Here is a 21,612-nt window from a genome sequence, read left to right as displayed (position 1 = left end):
AATTTTCGGCCGCTCATTGCCGACAGCTCGGCTCGCACTTGCACTCATGTGTTCTCCAGCCCCTTTGCGATGTGCAGAAATGCCTCTTCCAGGGACGCGGATCTGACGTCCAGGCCGCGCAGCGTTATCCCCTTGTCCTGCGCCCACAGCAGCACTCCGGTCGCGGTCCGCTGTAGTTCGTCCGTCTGCAGCCGGACCGTGCGCCCGCGCGTCTCTTGGCCGATGACGCCCAGTTCCCCCAGCGGCGGGAGATCGCCCAGATGGAATCCGTCGGGCAGCTCGAAGGAGAGGTGCGAGGGATGCGCGGCGACCACGTCCGCGACATGTCCCGCTGCCGCTATCCGCCCGTTGTGCAAGATCGCCAGTCGGTCCGCCAGCTCCTCGGCTTCTTCGAGGTAGTGCGTGGTCAGCACGATCGTGGTCCCGGAGTCCCGCAGCTCGCGGACCAACTCCCAGGTGGCACGGCGCGCTTCGGTGTCCAGCCCCGTCGTCGGCTCGTCCAGGAACAGCACCTCGGGCCGTCCCAGCAGCGCGAGGGCGAGGTCCAGCCGCCGGCGCTCACCCCCGGACAGCTGCTTGACCCGGACGTCCCTGCGCCGGTCCAGCCCCACCGTGCCGAGGGCTTCATCGACCGGGCGCGACCCGGTGGTGCAGCCCGCCCACATCCGCAGGGTCTCCGCGGGCGTCAGCTCGGAGGGAAAGCCGCCCTCCTGGAGCATGACGCCGATACGGGGCCGCACCCTGCCCCGCTCACGGAACGGATCATGGCCGAGGACCCGGACCCGCCCGGCGGTGGGCGCGGCCAGGCCCTCCAGCAGCTCGAGAGTGGAGGTCTTGCCCGCGCCATTGGTCCCCAGCAGCGCGAACAGCTCGCCCCGGTCGACGGAGAAGTCGATTCCGCGCACGGCCTCATAGCTCTCCCGCGCGGCGGTCCGGCTCCGCGCTCCGCGCTCACCGCGCCCGCCCCCGCGCCCGCCCCGCTCCTGCCCCTTGTCGGTGCGTCGTAGCACCTGCGGAGTTCGGTGACTTCGATCACACCGACTCCGGAGCCGGCGCTCCCGGTGTCGCCGCGGCCGGCGTCCGCGATGGTTTTCTCCCCGATGTTCATGCGTCCAGCGTTTCGCCGGATCAAGGTTCCGGGCAGTGCGGACTGTCATCGCAGCCGATGACAAATGTCAGTTGCCAACGCCGGAAGGGAGGAGAGAGGCAGGAGGGGCCGGAGTGGCGTCGCGGTAAATGAAGAAGGCCCCGGTCGCAATGACCGGGGCCTTCTCTTTCTGAGCGGACGACGAGGCTCGAACTCGCGACCTCAACCTTGGCAAGGTTGCGCTCTACCAACTGAGCTACGTCCGCAGGCATCCACTCGGCTTTCACCGAGCGGCGCGACAGCTACTGTACCTGATCCAAAGACCGGTCGAGCTGTCAGAGCGGGTGACAGGGATTGCACACTGCGCCTCCCTCTTGGAAAGAGGGCGCTCTACTACTGAGCTACACCCGCGTGACTCCGTGAGGTCCGGCCTTTCGGCCTCGCCCCTCGGCGTGCTCCAGACTCTAGCTGATCAGTAGGGGTGCTGTGCAAGTCGGCTGTGCCCGGGCCGGGGGACGCCGGTAAGTCGGTTAGTGATTGGCGGCGTTGAAGGCTTCGTAGACCTTCTTGGGGATCCGGCCGCGCGGGGGGACGTCCATCTGGTTGGAGCGGGCCCAGGCACGGACGGCCGCGGGATCGGGGTTCACCGCGGTCCGGTGGTAGGCCTTGCCGGACTTGGCCCGCTTGCGGCCGGCCTCGACGAACGGAGCGAGGGCGCCGCGCAGTTTCTTCGCATTGGCGGGATTGAGGTCGATCTCGTACGACTTCCCGTCCAGTCCGAAGGTGACCGTCTCTGCGGCTTCTCCTCCGTCGATGTCATCGGAGAGCGTTACTACTACGCGCTGCGCCACGGATATCGGTCCTTTCGGGGAGCAACCCCTTGTTGACATGGGGTGATGCTCCGGATCCGGCTGATTGGGATCAATGCTTTTTCATTTGTACAGCGATGGGCATTGCATTGTGAAGCCCAGTTAATTTCGTCAGCGTGTCTTCCCGCAATCCGGACCCCGGATCTTTTCGAGAATTTTTCCTGAGCCGCGCTCCTGCCGATACCGGACCGTGATCGGGCTCCCTGCATATCTATGCGCGTAGATTTTCGAACACGGTACTGTGTTGACACCGCCTTACGCACCACACCACCGGGAGTGCCAGTGGCACGCGTCGTAGTCGACGTCATGCTCAAGCCGGAGATCCTCGACCCGCAGGGGCAGGCGGTGCAGCGCGCACTGCCACGCCTGGGCTTCGAGGGGATCGCCGACGTCCGTCAGGGCAAGCGTTTCGAACTTGAGGTGGAGGGTCCGGTCGACGACGCCGCCCTCGCTCGCATCCAAGAGATGGCCGAGACCTTCCTCGCCAATACCGTCATCGAAGACTTCACCGTGCGGGTCGACTCATGACCTCGCGGATCGGAGTTGTGACCTTCCCCGGCACGCTCGACGACCGCGACACCCAGCGCGCGGTCCGGGTCGCCGGAGCCGAAGCGGTGCCGCTGTGGCACCGCGACAAGGACCTCAAGCAGGTCGACGCCGTGGTGCTGCCCGGCGGTTTCTCCTACGGCGACTATCTGCGGGCCGGGGCCATTTCCCGGTTCTCGCCGGTGATGGAGACCGTGATCGAGCAGGCCAGGGCCGGTATGCCGGTCCTTGGCATCTGCAACGGCTTTCAGGTGCTCACCGAGTCCCACCTGCTGCCCGGCGCGATGCTGCGCAACAACCATCTGCACTTCATCTGCCGCGACCAGAAGCTGCGGGTGGAGAACGCGGAGACCTCCTGGACCTCGGACTATGCGTCCGGTCAGGAGATCAGCATCCCGCTGAAGAACATCGACGGCCGGTATGTCGCCGACGAGCGCACGCTCGACATGCTGGAGGCCGAGGGCCGGGTCGCCTTCCGCTACCTGGACGGCAACCCCAACGGCTCGCTCCGCGATATCGCCGGCATCACCAATGAGGCGGGCAATGTCGTCGGCCTCATGCCGCATCCCGAGCACGCCGTGGAGCCGCTGATCGGTACGGGCCGTACCGACGGCCTCGGATTCTTCACCTCGATCCTGAAGAAGCTGGTCAACGCATGAGCGACGCACGCGCGGCCACCGGGCCGCAGCCGAAGACGAATGCCGCACCTCTGCGCCGCGCGGGCGGAGAAGCGAGTGAAAGGTGCGCGGCATGACTCTCGACACCGTCAAGCACGCAGCCGAGACGCCGGACACCGACCAGCCGTGGGCCGAACTCGGCCTGAAGCAGGACGAGTACCAGCGCATCCGTGAGATTCTCGGCCGCCGTCCCACCGGCGCCGAACTCGCCATGTATTCGGTCATGTGGTCCGAGCACTGCTCCTACAAGAGCAGCAAGGTCCATCTGAAGCAGTTCGGCGAGAAGGCCCCCGAGAACGACGCGCTGCTCGTCGGCATCGGCGAGAACGCCGGTGTCGTCGACGTCGGCCAGGGCTACGCCGTGACCTTCAAGGTGGAGTCCCACAACCACCCCTCGTACATCGAGCCCTACCAGGGCGCGGCCACCGGCGTCGGCGGCATCGTCCGCGACATCCTCGCCATGGGTGCCCGCCCCGTCGCCGTCGTCGACCCGCTGCGCTTCGGTGCCGCGGACCACCCCGACACCAAGCGCGTCCTGCCGGGCGTGGTGGCCGGTATCGGCGGTTACGGCAACTGCCTGGGCCTGCCCAACATCGGTGGCGAGGTCGTCTTCGACGCCTGCTACCAGGGCAACCCGCTGGTCAACGCCGGCTGCATCGGCGTCATGAAGCACGAGGACATCCACCTCGCCAAGGCGTCCGGCGCCGGCAACAAGGTCATCCTCTACGGCGCCCGCACCGGCGGCGACGGCATCGGCGGCGTCTCCGTGCTGGCCTCGGAGACCTTCGACGACTCCAAGCCCACCAAGCGCCCCGCCGTGCAGGTCGGTGACCCCTTCCAGGAGAAGCTCCTCATCGAGTGCACCCTGGAGATCTTCAAGGAAGACCTGGTCGACGGCATCCAGGACCTCGGCGGCGCCGGGCTGTCCTGCGCCACCAGCGAGCTGGCCTCGGCCGGTTCCGGCGGTATGCGCGTCGAGCTGGACACCGTGCCGCTGCGCGACTCCTCCCTCTCGCCCGAGGAAATCCTCATGAGCGAGTCGCAGGAGCGCATGTGCGCGATCGTCGAGCCCGGGAAGGTCGACCGCTTCCTGGAGATCTGCGAGAAGTGGGACGTCATCGCCACCGTCATCGGTGAGGTGACGGACGGCTCGCAGCTGGAGATCTTCTGGCACGGCGAGCAGATCGTGGACGTACCGCCGCGGACCGTCGCCCACGAGGGCCCGGTCTACGAGCGCCCGTACGCCCGGCCCGACTGGCAGGACGCCCTCCAGGCCGACGACGCGGCCAAGCTGACCCGCCCGGCGAACGCGGACGAGCTGCGTGCGCAGGTCCTGAAGCTGGTGGCCTCGCCCAACCAGGCCTCCAAGGCGTGGATCACCGACCAGTACGACCGGTTCGTGCAGGGCAACACCGTCCTCGCGCAGCCGGAGGACGCCGGCATGGTCCGGATCGACGCGGACAGCAACCTCGGTGTCGCGCTCGCCACGGACGGCAACGGGCGCTACGCCAAGCTCGACCCGTACACGGGCGCGCAGCTGGCCCTGGCCGAGGCGTACCGCAATGTCGCCGCGTCCGGTGCCAAGCCGCTGGCGGTCTCCGACTGCCTGAACTTCGGTTCGCCCGAGGACCCGGCGGTCATGTGGCAGTTCGCCGAGGCCACCCGTGGTCTCGCCGATGCCTGCCAGACCCTCGGTACGCCCGTGACCGGCGGCAATGTCTCGCTCTACAACCAGACCGGCGAGACGGCGATCCACCCGACGCCGGTCGTCGCGGTGCTCGGCGTCATCGACGATGTGAACCGCCGCACCCCGATCGCGTTCGCGGACGAGGGCCAGCTGGTCTACCTCCTGGGTGACACCCGCGAGGAGCTGGGCGGCTCGGCGTGGTCGCAGGTCGTGCACGATCACCTCGGTGGTCTGCCGCCGAAGGTGGACCTGGAGCGCGAGCGGCTGCTGGCCGATGTGCTGATCTCCGCCTCCCGTGACGGCATGATCGACGCCGCGCACGACCTCTCCGACGGCGGTCTGATCCAGGCCCTGGTGGAGTCCTGCCTGCGCGGCGGCAAGGGTGCCCGCGTCGTCGTTCCCGACGGTCTCGACCCCTTCGTGCTGCTCTTCTCCGAGTCGGCGGGCCGGGCGGTCGTCGCCGTTCCGCGCAGCGAGGAGCTCCGCTTCACCGACATGTGCGGTGCGCGAGGGCTGCCGGCCACCCGGATCGGTGTGATCGACGGCGACGCCATCGACGTCCAGGGTCAGTTCAGCCTCCCGCTGAGCGAGCTGAAGGACGCGCACGAGGCGACGATCCCGCACCTGATCGCGTAGTCACCCCTCCGGGCCGCGGCCCGGGAAGCCTGGGCCGAAACGGCCCGCCAGCACGTCCGGCGGGCCGTTTCGGCTGTTTGGGCTGTCCGGCCGATTCCGGGAGGCCCCGCACCCGCCTCCTGGTAAGCCGTTGCGAGGAATTACGTAATTACGTAATCTCTCACCATGGATCTCGAACAGCGGGTGGCCGAGCTGGAGCGACGGCTGGCCGCCCTGGAGCGGTCCGCCGGCCTGGCCGCCGGCCCGCCCGAGCGCGAGTCCGACGACGACCTGTGGGCCCTGCACGGTCTCCAGGCCCAGCTCGCCGAGCTGGGCGCCCACAACGGCGGAGTGCTCTTCACCGGCGCCGTACGGATCCCGGCCGGACAGCGCTACGAGTGGCAGTACGGCCTGGACACCGACACCGTGCTGGACGCCGACTGGGCGGACGCCGCCGAGTCGTTCGCGGCGCTCGGCCAGCCCGTACGGCTGCGGCTGCTGCGCGAGATCCTCCGCGGCCGCTGCACAGCCGCCGAACTCACGGAGCTGGACGGCACGGGCACGACCGGCCAGATCTACCACCACCTCCGGCAGCTCACCGCCGCCGGCTGGCTGCACACGGCCGCCCGTGGCCGCTACGAGGTACCGGCCCACCGCGTCGTACCGCTGCTCGTGATGCTGACCGCCGCCGGGCGCTGACGCCCGGCCGATTCCAGGGGGACAGGAATGAAGTCCATATCCATGCGGAAACTCTCCGGCCAGGCCGCTCGCCTTTGCTGGTTCGCCTTCTTCGCGGTGGTCGTGGCGAGCTTCTTCGTCGACATTCCGTACTGGTGGGGCTGGGTTCCGCTCGTCCTCTGGCTGCTGCTCCGATTGGGCATGAACCGCCAGGCGGCCCGCGCGGAGCCGAAGAGCTCGGCAGGCGCCGCCCCCGAGGCGGTGGAGGTCGCCGCGCCGGTCACCGGCCGCTGGAAGGCCCTCAACAGCCCCGCCGACAAGGTCCCCAGCCACGGCACCCGGTCATACGGACAGGCCTACGCCATCGACATCGTGGCGGAACCCGAGCCCGGCGCCCGCCCCGGTTTCGGCTGGTGGCCCCTGGTCCGGCGCAACGAAGCCTTCCCGGCTTTCGGCGCGCCTCTGCTCGCCGTCGCCGATGCCACCGTCGTACGGGCCGACGACCGCCAGCGCGACCACCTCAGCCGCACCTCATGGCCCGCGGCGGTCTACATGCTCGCCGTCGAGGGGTCGGCCCGCGTGCTGGGAGGCGCCCGCCGGGTCGTCGGCAACCACGTGATCCTCGATCTGGGCGACGGCACGTACGCGCTCTACGCCCATGTCCGGCGCGGTTCGCTCACCGTCCGCACCGGCGACCGGGTACGGGCCGGGCAGCCGCTCGGCCAGTGCGGCGACTCCGGCAACAGCTCGGAGCCGCACGTCCACTTCCAGCTCATGGACGGCGTGGACCTGAAGACCGCCAAGGGGGTTCCCTTCACCTGGCGGGGCATCGGCGTCCCGCCCAACGGGGAACTCTTCGACGCCGAAGAACCGGCCGGGACGCCCGCGAGCTGAGGGGTCTCGACGCTTGCGCGAGAGAGGCCGAGGCCGGGCGAGGGAGCGTGTGGGGCGGTCCCTGCACCGGAACCCCGGGCCTGTTGTCGCCAGAAATCCCTGGCCCGTTGTCAGAGGTGCCGCCTAGGCTGATCGTCATGCCGCCTGCCGCCCGGAAACCGCGCGCCCGCCAGTACGACGCCCAGAAGACCCGTGCCGCCGTCGCGGCCCAGCTCGATCATCTCCGGGAAGCCGTACGCGGTCTGGCGCCCGAGCAGTTCGCGCTGCCGACCCGGCTCGGTGACTGGACGGTGCGGGAGCTGGTGGCGCATCTGTCCATGGCGGTCGGCAGCGTGGCGCGCAGTCTTGAGCATCCGGCCCCGCCGCGGGCGGAGGCCGCCCTCGTGGACTGGCCGGCCGCCGGCGGCCCCCTCGCCTCCTCCGTGGACGACCGCACCCGCGCCCTGGCCGACGCCCACGACCCCGTGGAGCTGCTGGAGCGCACCGCCGACGAACTGGCCCGCGTCCTAGCGCCGGAAGCGGACGACCGCGTGGTTGCTTGCCGTCCCGGTGCGATGCGGCTCTCCGACTTTCTCGTCACCCGCTGTGTCGAACTCGTCGTGCACAGCGACGATTTGTCGGCGGCGACCGGTCTGCGGATCCCGTACGACCGCCAGGCCCTGGCCGCCACCACCCGGCTGTTGGCCGATGCCCTGGCCGCCAAGGCGCCCGGCAATTCGGTCGAGGTCCGGGTGCCGCCGTTCGCGGTGGTGCAGTGCGTCGAGGGCCCGCGGCACACCCGCGGCACCCCGCCGAACGTCGTCGAGACGGACCCGATGACGTGGCTCCGGCTGGCCACCGGCCGTACGACCTGGGCGGAGGCGCTGGACGCGGCGACCGTCAGCGCCAGCGGAGAGCGGGCCGATATCGGGGGATATCTGCCCCTGCTGAGCTGAGCTGAGGTGAGGCGGGCGGAGGTGGGCTGGGCCGAGGTGACGGACCGGTGCGGCGACGGCCGTGTTCCGCGGTGGTGAGCTCCGGCGGTCCGCGGTCCGCAGTCCGCAGCCGGCCGGAGGGCGCGTCGCGTATCTCACACCGCCAGAGGGGAGCCCCACTGGTGACAAACGCCACAAGTGAGGCGAACCGCCCATTTCGTGCCGCCCACGAAGGGCCGGGAAGCGGAGCGCGCAAATCCGGTGACGGGCGAGGAAAGCGCAGCTCAGAGAGGCCACCACAAGATCAGCTGAAGCGCGGAAGGCGGCCACCGCACCCCACGGCCCGTCCCGCGCAGCTTCCGCGCCCCTCCGCCGCGACGGGGGACGCCGACGGGATGACCGGGATCGGCACGGCGGCCTCGCCTCGGGGCCCTGCCCGCGACGGGGCACCCGGTGAGAGGCCAGGTGCGCCAAGGGTTCCGGGGCTTCCGGAGGCGGAAATCCCGGCGAGGCGGCCGTGGCCACGTCAACCGCGCGCCACTCCCCGTTTATGCACTCATCCAGGTGCGCGGCCATCCCCGGTTCGGATGAATCCGCGAACTGCCCTAGACTCGGTGCCGTGCCACGTGGTGACGGACGACTCAACCACGACCTGCTCCCCGGTGAGAAGGGCCCCCAGGACGCTTGCGGCGTCTTCGGTGTCTGGGCTCCGGGTGAAGAGGTCGCCAAACTCACCTATTTCGGGCTGTATGCGCTGCAGCACCGTGGACAGGAGTCCGCGGGCATCGCGGTGAGCAACGGCTCCCAGATCCTCGTCTTCAAGGACATGGGCCTCGTTTCCCAGGTCTTCGACGAGACTTCGCTCGGCTCTCTCCAGGGCCATATCGCCGTGGGCCATGCCCGCTACTCCACCACCGGTGCCTCGGTGTGGGAGAACGCCCAGCCGACGTTCCGTGCGACCGCGCACGGCTCGATCGCGCTCGGCCACAACGGCAACCTGGTGAACACCGCCGAGCTGGCGGATCTGGTCGCTGCGCTGCCCCGCGAGGGCGGCCGGGCGACCCAGGTCGCGGCCACCAACGACACCGACCTGGTGACGGCGCTGCTGGCCGGCCAGGTCGACGAGGACGGCAAGCCGCTGACCGTCGAGGAGGCCGCACCCCGCGTCCTGCCGAAGGTCAAGGGCGCCTTCTCGCTCTGCTTCATGGACGAGCACACGCTCTACGCCGCCCGCGACCCGCAGGGCATCCGCCCGCTGGTCCTGGGCCGGCTGGAGCGCGGCTGGGTGGTGGCCTCCGAGTCCGCCGCCCTCGACATCTGCGGCGCCAGCTTCATCCGGGAGATCGAGCCCGGTGAGATGGTCGCCATCGACGAGGACGGTCTGCGCAGCAGCCGCTTCGCCGAGGCCCGCCCCAAGGGCTGTGTCTTCGAGTACGTCTACCTCGCCCGCCCGGACACCGACATCGCCGGCCGCAATGTGTACCTCTCCCGTGTGGAGATGGGCCGCAAGCTGGCCGCCGAGGCGCCGGCCGACGCCGACCTGGTGATAGCGACGCCGGAGTCCGGCACCCCCGCAGCCGTCGGATACGCCGAGGCCAGTGGCATCCCCTACGGCTCCGGCCTGGTCAAGAACTCCTACGTCGGCCGGACCTTCATCCAGCCCTCGCAGACCATCCGCCAGCTCGGTATCCGCCTCAAGCTCAACCCGCTCAAGGAAGTCATCCGCGGCAAGCGCCTGGTGGTCGTCGACGACTCGATCGTCCGTGGCAACACCCAGCGCGCCCTGGTCCGGATGCTGCGCGAGGCCGGCGCTGCCGAGGTCCACATCCGGATCTCGTCCCCGCCGATCAAGTGGCCGTGCTTCTTCGGCATCGACTTCGCCACCCGCGCCGAGCTGATCGCCAACGGGCTGAGCGTGGAGGAGATCGGCAAGTCGCTGGGCGCCGATTCACTCGCGTACATCTCCATCGACGGCATGATCGAGGCGACCACGATCGCCAAGCCGAATCTGTGCCGCGCCTGCTTCGACGGCGAATACCCGATGGATCTGCCCGACCCGGAGCTGCTGGGCAAGCACCTCCTGGAGTCGGAGACCGCGAGCCAGGCGAAGTCCGATGTGGACGGCGTCCAGACGCTCACCGCCGGGGTCGGCGGGGCCGACGCGCTGCGTCGCCCGTAGAGCTCGTCACCCACCCGACACGAAAGTTCTCCGTCATGTCAGAGACCACTGGTGCCAGCTACGCGAGCGCGGGCGTCGACATCGAAGCCGGCGACCGCGCCGTGGACCTGATGAAGGAGTGGGTGAAGAAGGCCACCCGCCCCGAGGTCGTCGGCGGCCTGGGCGGTTTCGCCGGCCTCTTCGACGCCTCCGCCCTCAAGCGGTACGAGCGCCCGCTGCTCGCCTCCGCGACCGACGGCGTCGGCACGAAGGTCGACATCGCCCGCAAGATGGGCGTGTACGACAGCATCGGCCACGACCTCGTCGGCATGGTCGTCGACGACCTGGTCGTCTGCGGTGCCGAGCCGCTGTTCATGACCGACTACATCTGCGTCGGCAAGGTCTACCCGGAGCGGGTCGCCGCGATCGTCAAGGGCATCGCCGAGGGCTGTGTACTGGCCGGCTGCGCGCTGGTCGGCGGCGAGACCGCGGAGCACCCGGGGCTGCTGGGCGCGGACGAGTTCGATGTCGCCGGTGCCGGCACCGGTGTCGTCGAGGCGGACCGGGTACTGGGCGCGGATCGTATCCGTACGGGCGACGCGGTGATCGCCATGGCGTCCTCCGGGCTTCACTCGAACGGGTACTCGCTGGTCCGCCATGTGCTGTTCGACCGCGCGGGACTGGCCCTGGACCGGGACATTCCGGAGTTCGGCCGCACGCTCGGCGAGGAGCTCCTGGAGCCCACCAAGATCTACTCGCTGGACTGCCTGGCGCTGACCCGTACGACCGAGGTGCACGCCTTCTCGCACATCACCGGCGGCGGCCTGGCCAACAACCTCGGCCGGGTGATCCCGGACGGCCTGCACGCCACCGTCGACCGCGCCACCTGGACGCCGGGCCCGGTCTTCGACCTGGTCGGCTCGGCCGGCTCGGTCGAGCGCCGGGAGCTGGAGAAGACCCTGAACATGGGCGTCGGCATGATCGCCGTCGTCCCGCAGGAGTCGGTGGAGGCCGCCCTGACCACGCTGGCCGACCGGGGTGTGGACGCCTGGGTCAGCGGCGAGATCGTCGAGCGCGGTGACCACGCAGAGGCAGTGACCCTGACCGGTGACTACGCGAGCTGAGCGGACGGGCGCCTTCCATGGCTCCACGCGGGCCATGGGCGGCGCCCCACTCTCCGGCAGCCGCCGGTGCGCCCACCGCCCGCCCCATGGTCATCTGGGCAGCACAGAACCCGGCCCGGGCGATGCCCCGGACCGGGTCCGTGATGCTGTTATGGGTGCCGCGAGCGCACAGAGCGGTCAAGCGCGACGACGCTGCTGGGACGAGTCGCCCTCGTCTTCTTCGTCGTCGTCGCTGTTGTACAGATCTGCGTACCGTGCGTACGGGTCGTCGTCCTCGTCCTCCTCGAACGGCTCTGCGTTCGGAGGCTGCTGGTTCGACGGTGATGCACCCAGCTCGTCGGCCAGTCGTGAGAGATCCGTCCCACCGCTGCTGTACTTCAGCTGGCGGGCGACCTTCGTCTGCTTGGCCTTGGCCCGGCCGCGCCCCATGGGTCGACCCCCTCAATGACGGGGCTCGATGGCCCCAGAGTCTTGACACGCGTTCATGGATCAGAGCGGGCTCTCGACAGAGAGACCGGCCCGTAGGGCTTTAACGGTACCTGCTTCCGCGGCCATACGGTACGTCGCCCGCATCACCCGCCGCTCGGCACGACCTGCAAGGTGCCCCGTCCCCGCTGGTCAACTGCGATTTTAACCTGTCCTGCACAGCGACCCGCCGACGGGTGGTGAGGGATGTCTCCCTGACCACCCGTGGCGGGCCGCGCAAGGCTGTGTTTCCGGCCGACAAGACCGCTTTTCCGGCCTGGGTCAGGCGTGCCGCGCCTCCGCCATACGCTGCTCGGCCAGACGGTCGGCGGCCGCGGCGGGCGGAATGCCATCGGCCTTCGCACGAGCGAATATCGCCAGCGTGGTGTCGAAGATCTTCGTCGCCTTGGTCTTGCAGCGGTCGAAGTCGAAGCCGTGCAGTTCATCGGCCACCTGGATGACACCGCCGGCGTTCACGACGTAGTCGGGGGCGTAGAGGATGCCGCGGTCGGACAGCTCCTTCTCGACGCCGGGGTGGTCGAGCTGGTTGTTGGCCGCACCGCACACCACCTTCGCGGTCAGCACCGGCAGCGACTCGTCACTCAGCGCACCGCCCAGCGCGCACGGCGCATAGACGTCCAGGCCTTCGGTGCGGATCAGCGCTTCGGTATCCGCGACGGCCGTGACCTGCGGGTACTTGGTGCGGACCCGCGCCACCGAGTCGGCCCGGACGTCCGTGATCACGACCTCGGCGCCGTCCTGAAGGAGGTGCTCGACGAGGAGGTGGCCGACCTTGCCGACGCCCGCGATGCCCACCTTGCGGCCCCGCAGCGTCGGGTCGCCCCAGGCGTGCTGGGCCGAGGCGCGCATGCCCTGGAAGACGCCGTACGCGGTCAGGACGGAGGAGTCGCCGGCGCCGCCGTTCTCGGGGGAGCGGCCGGTGGTCCACTTGTTCGTACGGGAGACCACATCCATATCGGCGACGTACGTACCGACATCGCAGGCGGTGACGTAGCGGCCGCCCAGGGAGGACACGAACCGGCCGTAGGCCAGCAGAAGTTCCTCGGTCTTGATCAGATCCGGGTCACCGATGATCACGGCCTTGCCGCCACCGTGGTCCAGCCCGGCGAGGGCGTTCTTGTAGGACATGCCGCGCGCCAGATTCAGGGCGTCCAGCACGGCCTCCTCCTCGGAGGCGTAGGCGTGGAAGCGGGTACCGCCGAGGGCGGGGCCCAGGGCGGTGCTGTGGATGGCGATCACGGCCTTCAGGCCGCTGGCGCGGTCCTGGCAGAGAACGACCTGCTCATGGCCCCCCTGCTCCGATCGGAACAGGGTGTGCAGAACGCCGCCGTCGGTGCCGGCGTGGGCCGGACGTACGTCAGTCACTGTGGTGACTCCCATAAGTCGCGAAGGACGCCCTCCTACGGGTGGGGAGGGCCGGTTGAAAAGAGCGTAAGACCTGCGAGGCCGGTGGATCGGCCGGGTGCCCGGGATCACCCTCTCCCGGGGGACGGGCATGGGACGATCTGGTCGTATCGCAGGCCGGCGGGGGCCCTCGGGATCACCCGGCGGTGGACTTCCCCTTTGAAGGAGCGGGCGTGGCCCTGGCGTCGTCGGTGAAGGTCCCGTACATGGCATATCTACGGGTCTACGAGCCGCTGGCTGCGTTCCCCGAGCCGGAACGCTCCCATTGGGCGCGCTACGCCAAACGGGAGGACACCCCCACCGCCCAGGACGAGCAGCGCCGGGCGCTGGCCGATCTGCTGGCGACCCCGCCGGTCCCGGTGCCGGTCCACGAGAGCGCGGACGCCTTCATCGCCGTCGTGAACGAGGTGACCTGCGTATGTCCGTGGCGCACCCGGCTGCGCGGCTGGCAGGCCCTGGAGGCGCTGGACGAACTGCTGCCGACGTCGGTGCTGGATGCGGCGCTGCCCCCGGTGGTGCGCCTCCAGGCGGCCGGCGACTACGAGCAGTGGCGGGAGCGCAACCCGGACGCCCGGCCCTGGATCCGGGGCGCGGCCTGGCATGTCCCGGTCCGCTGGTTCGTGCTGTTCGACGACGGCGAGCGGGAGTACACGAAGAGTGACCAGGAGTCCGTGCTGCGTTACCGGACGCCCATGGTGCAGGCGCGACGGCGGGTCGCGCGGGGGCTGCGCACGCTGCGGGACGCCCTGGAAGAGGGGCCGCTGATCGACGGCCTGGTAGATGTGGGGCGCTGGCTCGAGGAATTCCATCCGCGTTCGCTCGTGGAGCTGGATTACGGAGGGCTGGTGCACGCGGTGCCCGAGGGGCAGCTCGCCGAGGACCGCTCCGCCGCCGAGGTGGCGGAGGGACTGGCGGCGCTGCGCGACGGGGACGGCGAGCGGGCCGGCGTCGCGTACGAGAAACTTTCCCAGCGGTGGCGTGCGGTGCGTGAGCGGCAGTTCTCCAGCTGAACGGCGGTGCACGTCAGAGGTTCGCGGCGCGGAAGTGCCGTGTCCACTTTTCGGTGGTCGGGCGGCAAGGGGCGTAGGTCCTGATCCGGGCGAATGCCTCGAGCGTGACCTAAAGCACTGACTTCGGGTCTTGCTCCCAAGCCATACCCTCGTGCCAAAATAGGACAAGGAGCCCGACGTGGGCTCCTTCCGTCCAACTAAGGGCGGATAGATCGGTATTGCGCTCCTTGAGGGGTCTCGTGGCGGCTGATCACGTTGTGACTGATCGTCACGGACGAGTGACTGTCCGCTATGGCACGGTCCATCGGCTTCCGCCGAGGTTGAACACCTGAGAGGGCAATTCCATCGGTTTGGCCGACGTGGCTGGACGGATGGTGTAGTTGTAGTGCCGAGGACAAGCCGTTCGTCCTATAACCGACTCGGCCCGCGTCCGCCATTTCGGGCAACGTGGGTCAAGGTGCAGAATTTAGAGGAAAGAACCGTGATGGTTCGGTTCTCCCGAGGAGGCCGCTCATGACCGCTCGCACCCCTGACGCCGAGCCGCTGCTTACCCCTGCTGAGGTCGCCACGATGTTCCGCGTGGACCCGAAGACGGTGACCCGCTGGGCCAAGGCAGGCAAGCTCACGTCCATCCGCACGCTCGGAGGGCACCGGCGTTACCGCGAGGCTGAGGTCCGCGCACTGCTCGCGGGTATCCCGCAGCAGCGCAGCGAGGCCTGAACAACCGCATAACCAGGTCGTTTTCGGGGCCCCCAACCCGAAAATGCCCGCTTTGCACCCCTAGCTCGACCTGCTCCACCATGCTTTGCACAGCTTCATACGACGCGGCGCCTGCCCCAACAGGCCCCACACCCGCTCCATCTGGGTACGTCATTGATCGCGCTGGACTCCGCCGGGTCCAGCGCGATTTTTTTTGTGTGCGCCCGTTCCAGGGCCCTTGGGGACGGTCGGGTCGGCACGGCGCCGACGCCACCCCGGGCGTCGGTCAGGGTGCCTTCACGGCTCCTGTGAGGGTGTTTGTGCGCGGACCCGGCGAGCTCGTTACTGAGTCGTTCACAGGTAGTGCAATTGCACATATTAAATTGACCGGTTGTATGGGGGGTGTAAGTTCCACATCCCGCCGAACTTGTTCGGTGACACCCGTCACACTACGCGGCGCTTGAAGACGATACGTCCGCTGCGGTAGAGAACTTCCCCCCGCCACGCCCAACGGCCTGCCGCCGCGCAGCGGGTGGCATATGCGTCCCAGGTCACCGGGGCACAGGACTTTCGCCCTCGGTCGCCGGCGGCTCGGGAACGTCCGAAGGCGTGGTCGGGGCGGACGCGGCCGCCGGAGGCCCGGAGCGGGCCGTGTGCGGCTCCATGGCGAGCCGCAGCAGCCGATGGCAGACCGGGCAGTGCCGCGTCAGATGGCGATAGCCCGTGGCCGCCGACAGATGGGCTCGCAGCAGCGCCCTGGTCTCGTGCCGTACCGCAGTCGTCATGCGTATACCTCCCCGGCCCCACACCTTCCTCAGTGAGTACCGGCGGTACGTGCCGCCGTCAATACAGCGGGGCGCAAACCGGCTACACACCGCATTCGGACGGGGCGGATGTGGACAGAGGCGCGGTCCGCGCCTGTCGGTGCCGCGGACGGAGGGCGGCCTACGGCCCACCGGGCCGCGACAGGGGCAGGAGCAGGGGAAGGGGAAGGGGAAGGGGAAGGAGGGGCGCGGCCCCTTGATCGGCGCGGCGCGGGCGGAGGGCGGCGGCGCGGTCCGCACCGTTTCGCGATACGGGTCCTGCGGGCGGGTCCTGACGGGATGTGCGGTGCCCGAGGGGCGGCCGCACGGGGGGCGTTGCGGACAGCAGTACGGCCCGCATCCGAAGAGGATGCGGGCCGTAGAAATGCGGTCCTGACGGGATTTGAACCCGCGGCCTCCACCTTGACAGGGTGGCGAGCACTCCAAACTGCTCCACAGGACCTTGCGTTTCGCTTTCCGCTTGCGGCGGGCTGCGAAGCAAGACTGTACAGCAGGTCAGGGGGTGCGGTCGAACTCGATACCGGCAGCCCTGATTCCTACGGCGCGGCGGCGTCCACGGCCTTCACGATGCGCTTGTCCGAGACCGGGTACGCGGTCCCCAGAGCGTGCGCGAAGTAGCTCACCCGGAGCTCCTCGATCATCCAGCGGATCTCCAGGGCCGCGGCCGGCACCGGGCGGCCCTGCGGGAACTGCTCCAGCAGCCAGGCGTATTCGTCCTGCATCTCCTTCACCTTCGCCATACGGGTGCGGTCCCGCTCGGCGTGGGTGGGCAGCTGCTGGAGGCGGCGGTCGGCGGCCACCAGATAGCGCATTAGGTCCGGCAGCCGCTTGGCGCCGTGCGCCGTCACGAAGCCCGGCTTGATCAGCGCCGCCAGCTGCTCCTTGATGTCCGTGAGGGACGGCAGCAGCGAGGGGAACGTCGTCTCCTTCAGCCGGCGCTCGCACGCCTGCCAGGCGGCCAGCACCTCCTGGACCTGCTGGATGGTCTTGAGCGTGACGTCCACCAGATCGGCGCGGACCGCGTCGAACAGCTTCCGGAAGGACTCCTCGTCCCATGCCGGGCCGCCCCGGGCCGCGATCAGGCGGTCGGCGGCGGCGGTCACGCAGTCCTCGAAGAGCGCCGCGATGGAGCCGTGCGGATTACGGGACAGCGCCAGCTTCTGCTGATTGCTCAGCTTGCCCTGCGCGAACTTGGCCGGATTGGACGGGATGTTGAGCAGGATCAGCCGGCGGGTGCCCGCCCACATCGCCGTGAGCTGCTCGGCCTCGGTGTCGAAGAGGCGGACGGCGACGCTGCTGCCCTCGTCGACCAGCGCCGGGTACGCCTTCAGCGGCTGGCCGGCACGCCGGGTCTCGAAGGTGCGCGGCAGCGTGCCGATCGTCCAGGACGTCAGCCCGGTCCGCTGCTCCGGGCCGGCCGGGGCCGGTCCGGAGCCCGCGCCGCCCTTGCGGTCCCCGGCGGGCCGCTCGGCGGCCTGCTCGAAGGCCCTGGAGATGGCCGCCCTGGTCTTCGGCTTGAGCTCCAGCTGGAGCGCCTCCAGGTCCTTGTCCTCGGCGAGCTTGCGGCGGCGCTCGTCGACGACCCGGAAGGTGATCTTGAGGTGGTCGGGGATCTTGCCCGGGTCGAAGTCCGCTGCGTCGACCGGTACGCCCACCATCCGCTGCAATCCCGCGGCCAGAGACGTCGTCAGGGCGCCCTGGAGGGGGACCGTGGAGTCCAGGAAGCGGGCGGCGAAGTTCGGTGCCGGGACGTAGTTGCGCCGGATCGGCTTGGGAAGTGACCGGATCAGCTCCGTCACCAGCTGCTCGCGCAGGCCCGGGATCTGCCAGTCGAAGCCCTCGGAGGAGACCTGGTTGAGGACCTGGAGGGGGATGTGGACGGTCACGCCGTCGGCGTCGGCGCCCGGCTCGAACTGGTAGGTGACCTTGAACTTCAGCTTTCCCTGCCGCCAGGAATCCGGGTAGTCGTCCTTCGTGACGGCCTCGGCGGATTCGTTGATGAGCATCGAGTGCTCGAAGTTCAGCAGCTCCGGCTCTTCCCGCTGCTGCTTCTTCCACCAGGCGTCGAAGTGCGCGCCGGAGACCACATCGGCCGGAATGCGCTGGTCGTAGAAGTCGAAGAGCGTCTCGTCGTCGACGAGAATGTCGCGGCGCCGGGCGCGGTGCTCCAATTCCTCGACCTCGCCGAGGAGTTTGCGGTTGTCATGGAAGAACTGGTGGTGGGTGCGCCAGTCGCCCTCGACCAGGGCGTTGCGGATGAACAGATCCCGCGAGGTCTCCGGGTCGATACGGCCGTAGGCGATCTTGCGCTGGGCGACGATCGGGACGCCGTAGAGCGTCACCCGCTCGTACGCCATCACCGCGGCCATCTTCTGTTCCCAGTGCGGCTCGCTGTATGTCCGCTTGACCAGGTGCTGGGCGAGCGGCTCGATCCACTCCGGCTCGATCTTCGCATTCACCCGTGCCCACAGGCGGGACGTCTCGACCAGCTCGGCGGACATCACCCAGCGCGGCGGCTTCTTGAAGAGCGCGGAGCCGGGGAACACCGCGAACTTGGCGCTGCGGGCGCCGAGATATTCGTTCTTGGCGTCCGTGTCCTTGATGCCGATGTGCGAGAGCAAACCAGAAAGCAGGGAGGTGTGGATGTGGTCAGGGGCCGCATCCTCCTCGCTGAGGTGAATGCCCATGGTCTTGGCGACCGAACGCAGCTGGGAGTAGATGTCCTGCCACTCGCGTATCCGGAGATAGTTCAGGAATTCACTCCGGCACATGCGGCGGAAGGCCGAGGAGGACAGCTCCTTCTGCTGCTCGCGGATATAGCGCCAGAGGTTGAGGAAGGCGAGGAAGTCGGAGGTCTCGTCCTTGAAGCGGGCGTGCTGCTGATCGGCCTGCTGCTGCTTGTCGGCGGGCCGCTCGCGCGGGTCCTGGATGGACAGCGCCGCCGCGATGACCATGACCTCGCGGACACAGCCGTTGCGGTCCGCCTCCAGCACCATCCGCGCCAGCCGGGGGTCGACCGGCAGCTGGGAGAGCTTGCGGCCGAGCGGGGTCAGGCGCTTCTTGGGGTCCTTCTGCTTGCTGTCGAGCGCGCCGAGCTCGCTCAGCAGGTCGACGCCGTCCTTGATGTTGCGGCGGTCCGGCGGGTCGATGAACGGGAACTTCTCGATGTCGCCGAGGCCGGCCGCGGTCATCTGGAGGATGACGGAGGCGAGGTTCGTCCGGAGAATCTCCGCGTCCGTGAACTCGGGACGGGAGAGGAAGTCGTCCTCGGAGTAGAGGCGGATGCAGATGCCGTCGCTGGTACGGCCGCAGCGGCCCTTGCGCTGATTGGCGCTGGCCTGCGAGACCGGCTCGATGGGCAGCCGCTGGACCTTGGTGCGGTAGCTGTAGCGGGAGATACGGGCCATGCCCGGGTCGATGACGTACCGGATGCCCGGGACGGTCAGCGAGGTCTCGGCGACGTTCGTGGCCAGCACGATCCGTCTGCCCGTATGCCGCTGGAAGACGCGGTGCTGCTCGGCGTGCGACAGCCGCGCGTACAGGGGGAGGACTTCGGTGAACGGCAGGGCCTTCTTGTTGAGCGCGTCCGCGGTGTCGCGGATCTCCCGCTCGCCGGAGAGGAAGACCAGGATGTCTCCGGGCCCCTCCAACTGGAGCTCGTCCACGGCGTCGCAGATCGCGGTGATCTGGTCGCGGTCCGAGTCCTGGCCACCCTCCTCCAGCAGCGGGCGGTAGCGCACCTCCACCGGGTACGTACGGCCGGAGACCTCGACGACCGGCGCGGTCGGCTTCGCCTCGTCGTCGCTCCCGGAGGCGTCCGGGGCAGCCGGGGAGCCGGCGCGGTGCGGCGCCGCCCCTACGGACGCGAAGCTGCCGAAGTGCCGCGCGAACCGCTCCGGGTCGATGGTCGCGGAGGTGATGACGACCTTGAGGTCCGGGCGCCGGGGCAGCAGCTGGGCCAGATAGCCGAGGATGAAGTCGATGTTGAGGCTGCGCTCGTGGGCCTCGTCGATGATGATCGTGTCGTACTGGCGCAGCTCGCGGTCCGTCTGGATCTCGGCGAGCAGGATGCCGTCCGTCATCAGCTTGACGAGGGTGTCGCCGCCGACCTGGTCCGTGAACCGGACCTTCCAGCCGACCGCCTCGCCCAGCGGAGTCCTCAGCTCCTCGGCCACCCGCTCGGCGACCGTACGGGCCGCGATCCGGCGGGGCTGGGTGTGCCCGATCAGGCCCCGGATGCCGCGGCCGAGCTCCAGACAGATCTTGGGGATCTGCGTCGTCTTGCCGGAGCCGGTCTCACCGGCGACGATCACGACCTGGTGATCGCGGATCGCGGCGAGGATCTCGTCCTTCTTCTGGCTGACCGGCAGCTCTTCCGGATACCTGATCTCGGGCACCGCGGCGCGCCGCTGGGCGACCCGCAGCTCGGCTTCGTCGATGCCGTCGGAGATCTCGGCGAGGACGGCCGCCCGGGCTTCGGGCTTACGGATCCGGCGCGCGCCGTCGAGCCGGCGTCCCAGCCGCTGCTGATCGCGCAGCATCAGCTCGGGCAGCCGCTCCAGCAGGGCGTGGAGGGTGGGAGCAGGGGTGCCCGGCAGGGCGGGAGCAGTGCCGTCGGGCAGGGCGGAGGCAGGCTGACTGGACATACGTCCCCCAGGATCTCACCTCACGTAATCGACTGGCGAACCATTTGCCCGCACGGCCGGATCGCGGACACCTGAGAGGCCGCGCACGGGGCATCTGCCCGGGTATGCCCGGCATTGCTGCTTTAGCGTGTCCCTATGGCTGATGACCACGGCCCCTCGGGCGATTCGGGTCCGCCCGGCGAAGCCGCCCGGCGCGGCGCACACGGCGGGCCGCGGATCGTGGCGCAGAAGTGGGCGGACTTCAAGGAGTCGCCCCACTTCCCCGCGGTCGTGCTGGTCTTCATCCTCGCCGCGGCGGCCGGCCTCTTCGCCGGCTCGTACACGTACGCCATGGCCAATCCGACCCCGCGGTCCATCCCGACCGCCGTGGTCGGTTCCCCCGCCGTCCCGCAGGTGAAGGCGTTCACCCTGGGGATGGAGAAGGCGCTGCAGGCTTCGCTGCAGGTGACGCAGTACGCCACGTACGGCCAGGCCCGGCGGGCCGTCGACGAGCAGGAGGAGTTCGCGATCCTGGGCGCCCGCGGCAAGAGCGTGGAGCTGGAGGTGTCCGGCGCCTCGGGCGCCACGGTGGCGCAGCTGCTGGCCGAGTCGGGCGCGCAGGTCGGCAGGGCGATCGGCGTGGACGTCCGGATCCGGGACATCAAGCCGCTGCAGAAGGGTGACCCGCGCGGCCTGGCGCTGTTCTACATCTCGCTGGCCGCGGTGATCATCGGCTTCGTCGGGGCGATCCAGCTCAGCGTGCACGCCCGGGCCCTGGACCCGGCCGAGCGGATCGCCTTCACCATGGCCTACGCGCTGCTCGGAGGCTTCTGCATCGCGGCGGTCGTCGACTGGTGGCTGGGCGCGCTGCGGCTGCCGTTCGTGGAGTCCTGGCTGATCCTGGCGCTGACGATGTTCACGTCCGGGATGGTCTTCACGATGTTCAACGCCCTCATGGGGCGCTGGGCGATGATCCCCACCTGGGGACTGATGGTGCTGCTGGGCAACCCCTCCTCGGGCGGTGCGGTCTCCTGGCCGCTGCTGCCGTCCGGTCTCGGCCACATCGGCCGCTGGCTGCCCCCGGGCGGTTCGGTCAACGCCCAGCACACCGCGGTCTACTTCGGCGGTCACCAGCACGCCTTCCCCTTCCTGGTACTGGCCGGCTGGCTGGTGGTCTCGTGCACGGTCTTCTGGATCCTGCGGCACCGCCACCCGGGTGGCCGGGAGACGGCTCCCGCCCCTGCCGCGGACGCCTGAGCCGGCGGCCGCAGGAAAGCGCGACGCCGAAAAGGGGATTACGGCGCCTTTGTGCGTA

The 21,612-nt window shown here is 69.4% G+C and carries 17 protein-coding genes and 3 tRNA genes; 11 read left to right on the top strand and 9 right to left on the bottom strand.

The window, feature by feature from the left end; genetic code table 11:
• Positions 1–44: 44 nt before the first annotated feature.
• From K7C20_RS17680 to K7C20_RS17665, 4 genes are all read right to left on the bottom strand, one after another.
• A complete protein-coding gene (locus K7C20_RS17680; RefSeq protein ID WP_048830012.1) occupies positions 45–905 on the bottom strand; it encodes an ABC transporter ATP-binding protein in 861 nt (286 codons plus the stop codon).
• A 375-nt stretch (positions 906–1,280) separates the two neighbouring features.
• Positions 1,281–1,353: transfer RNA gene (locus K7C20_RS17675), tRNA-Gly, on the bottom strand.
• A gap of 73 nt (positions 1,354–1,426) precedes the next feature.
• Positions 1,427–1,498 (bottom strand) — tRNA-Gly (locus K7C20_RS17670).
• A 119-nt stretch (positions 1,499–1,617) separates the two neighbouring features.
• On the bottom strand, positions 1,618–1,938 hold the full coding sequence (locus tag K7C20_RS17665) for a histone-like nucleoid-structuring protein Lsr2 (protein ID WP_030086195.1): 321 nt from the start codon (positions 1,936–1,938) through the stop codon (positions 1,618–1,620).
• Between the two features lie 300 nt (positions 1,939–2,238).
• Here K7C20_RS17665 and purS point away from each other — a divergent pair, with 300 nt between their 5' ends.
• From purS to purM, 8 genes are all read left to right on the top strand, one after another.
• Positions 2,239–2,484 (top strand): phosphoribosylformylglycinamidine synthase subunit PurS, encoded by a 246-nt coding sequence (gene purS, locus K7C20_RS17660; RefSeq protein ID WP_030086196.1) that lies wholly within the window; start codon positions 2,239–2,241, stop codon positions 2,482–2,484.
• Positions 2,481–3,161, top strand: a complete 681-nt coding sequence (gene purQ / locus K7C20_RS17655; RefSeq protein ID WP_030086197.1) for a phosphoribosylformylglycinamidine synthase subunit PurQ — start codon at positions 2,481–2,483, stop codon at positions 3,159–3,161. Before purS ends, purQ begins: the two co-directional genes overlap by 4 nt.
• Before the next feature lie 91 nt (positions 3,162–3,252).
• Entirely contained in the window at positions 3,253–5,502 is a 2,250-nt protein-coding gene (gene purL, locus K7C20_RS17650) for a phosphoribosylformylglycinamidine synthase subunit PurL (protein ID WP_048830013.1), read from the top strand.
• Positions 5,503–5,667: 165 nt separating this feature from the next.
• Positions 5,668–6,180, top strand: coding sequence for a helix-turn-helix domain-containing protein (locus tag K7C20_RS17645; RefSeq protein WP_030086198.1), 513 nt, complete (start codon positions 5,668–5,670; stop codon positions 6,178–6,180).
• Positions 6,181–6,216: 36 nt separating this feature from the next.
• Positions 6,217–7,053 carry a M23 family metallopeptidase gene (locus K7C20_RS17640; protein WP_030086199.1) on the top strand — a complete coding sequence of 279 codons (837 nt, stop codon included), beginning with the start codon at positions 6,217–6,219 and terminating at the stop codon, positions 7,051–7,053.
• A 137-nt stretch (positions 7,054–7,190) separates the two neighbouring features.
• Positions 7,191–7,988: a maleylpyruvate isomerase family mycothiol-dependent enzyme gene (locus K7C20_RS17635; RefSeq protein WP_053210421.1), complete on the top strand. Its 798-nt coding sequence runs from the start codon at positions 7,191–7,193 to the stop codon at positions 7,986–7,988.
• Positions 7,989–8,586: 598 nt separating this feature from the next.
• A complete protein-coding gene (purF, locus tag K7C20_RS17630; RefSeq protein ID WP_030086203.1) occupies positions 8,587–10,146 on the top strand; it encodes an amidophosphoribosyltransferase in 1,560 nt (519 codons plus the stop codon).
• Positions 10,147–10,181: 35 nt separating this feature from the next.
• On the top strand, positions 10,182–11,249 hold the full coding sequence (purM, locus tag K7C20_RS17625) for a phosphoribosylformylglycinamidine cyclo-ligase (protein WP_030086206.1): 1,068 nt from the start codon (positions 10,182–10,184) through the stop codon (positions 11,247–11,249).
• A 177-nt stretch (positions 11,250–11,426) separates the two neighbouring features.
• On the opposite strand, the gene K7C20_RS17620 is transcribed toward purM, so the two are convergent.
• Positions 11,427–11,678 carry a DUF3073 domain-containing protein gene (locus K7C20_RS17620; RefSeq protein ID WP_030086208.1) on the bottom strand — a complete coding sequence of 84 codons (252 nt, stop codon included), beginning with the start codon at positions 11,676–11,678 and terminating at the stop codon, positions 11,427–11,429.
• 318 nt (positions 11,679–11,996) lie between these two features.
• The gene (locus K7C20_RS17615; protein ID WP_030086209.1) at positions 11,997–13,115 is read right to left on the bottom strand and encodes a Leu/Phe/Val dehydrogenase; all 1,119 of its coding nucleotides are present in this window, start codon (positions 13,113–13,115) and stop codon (positions 11,997–11,999) included.
• A gap of 197 nt (positions 13,116–13,312) precedes the next feature.
• Here K7C20_RS17615 and K7C20_RS17610 point away from each other — a divergent pair, with 197 nt between their 5' ends.
• Both K7C20_RS17610 and bldC read left to right on the top strand, forming a co-directional pair.
• Entirely contained in the window at positions 13,313–14,149 is an 837-nt protein-coding gene (locus K7C20_RS17610) for a hypothetical protein (RefSeq protein WP_030086211.1), read from the top strand.
• A gap of 513 nt (positions 14,150–14,662) precedes the next feature.
• On the top strand, positions 14,663–14,869 hold the full coding sequence (bldC, locus tag K7C20_RS17605) for a developmental transcriptional regulator BldC (RefSeq protein ID WP_003949541.1): 207 nt from the start codon (positions 14,663–14,665) through the stop codon (positions 14,867–14,869).
• 530 nt (positions 14,870–15,399) lie between these two features.
• Here bldC and K7C20_RS17600 read toward each other — a convergent pair.
• The 3 genes from K7C20_RS17600 to hrpA form a co-directional block, all read right to left on the bottom strand.
• A complete protein-coding gene (locus K7C20_RS17600) occupies positions 15,400–15,633 on the bottom strand; it encodes a DUF6274 family protein (protein ID WP_053210422.1) in 234 nt (77 codons plus the stop codon).
• A 406-nt stretch (positions 15,634–16,039) separates the two neighbouring features.
• Positions 16,040–16,114 (bottom strand) — tRNA-Asp (locus tag K7C20_RS17595).
• 94 nt (positions 16,115–16,208) lie between these two features.
• A complete protein-coding gene (hrpA, locus tag K7C20_RS17590) occupies positions 16,209–20,318 on the bottom strand; it encodes an ATP-dependent RNA helicase HrpA (RefSeq protein ID WP_053210423.1) in 4,110 nt (1,369 codons plus the stop codon).
• 135 nt (positions 20,319–20,453) lie between these two features.
• Here hrpA and K7C20_RS17585 point away from each other — a divergent pair, with 135 nt between their 5' ends.
• Complete coding sequence (locus K7C20_RS17585) at positions 20,454–21,554, top strand: ABC-2 transporter permease (protein ID WP_053210424.1); 1,101 nt, start codon at positions 20,454–20,456, stop codon at positions 21,552–21,554.
• Positions 21,555–21,612 lie beyond the last annotated feature (58 nt).

Origin of the sequence: Streptomyces decoyicus, assembly GCF_019880305.1 — a bacterium.
Lineage (GTDB): Bacteria > Actinomycetota > Actinomycetes > Streptomycetales > Streptomycetaceae > Streptomyces > Streptomyces decoyicus.
The sequence above is the reverse complement of the archived record's forward strand: the minus strand, read 5'-3'. Positions and strand labels throughout refer to the sequence as shown.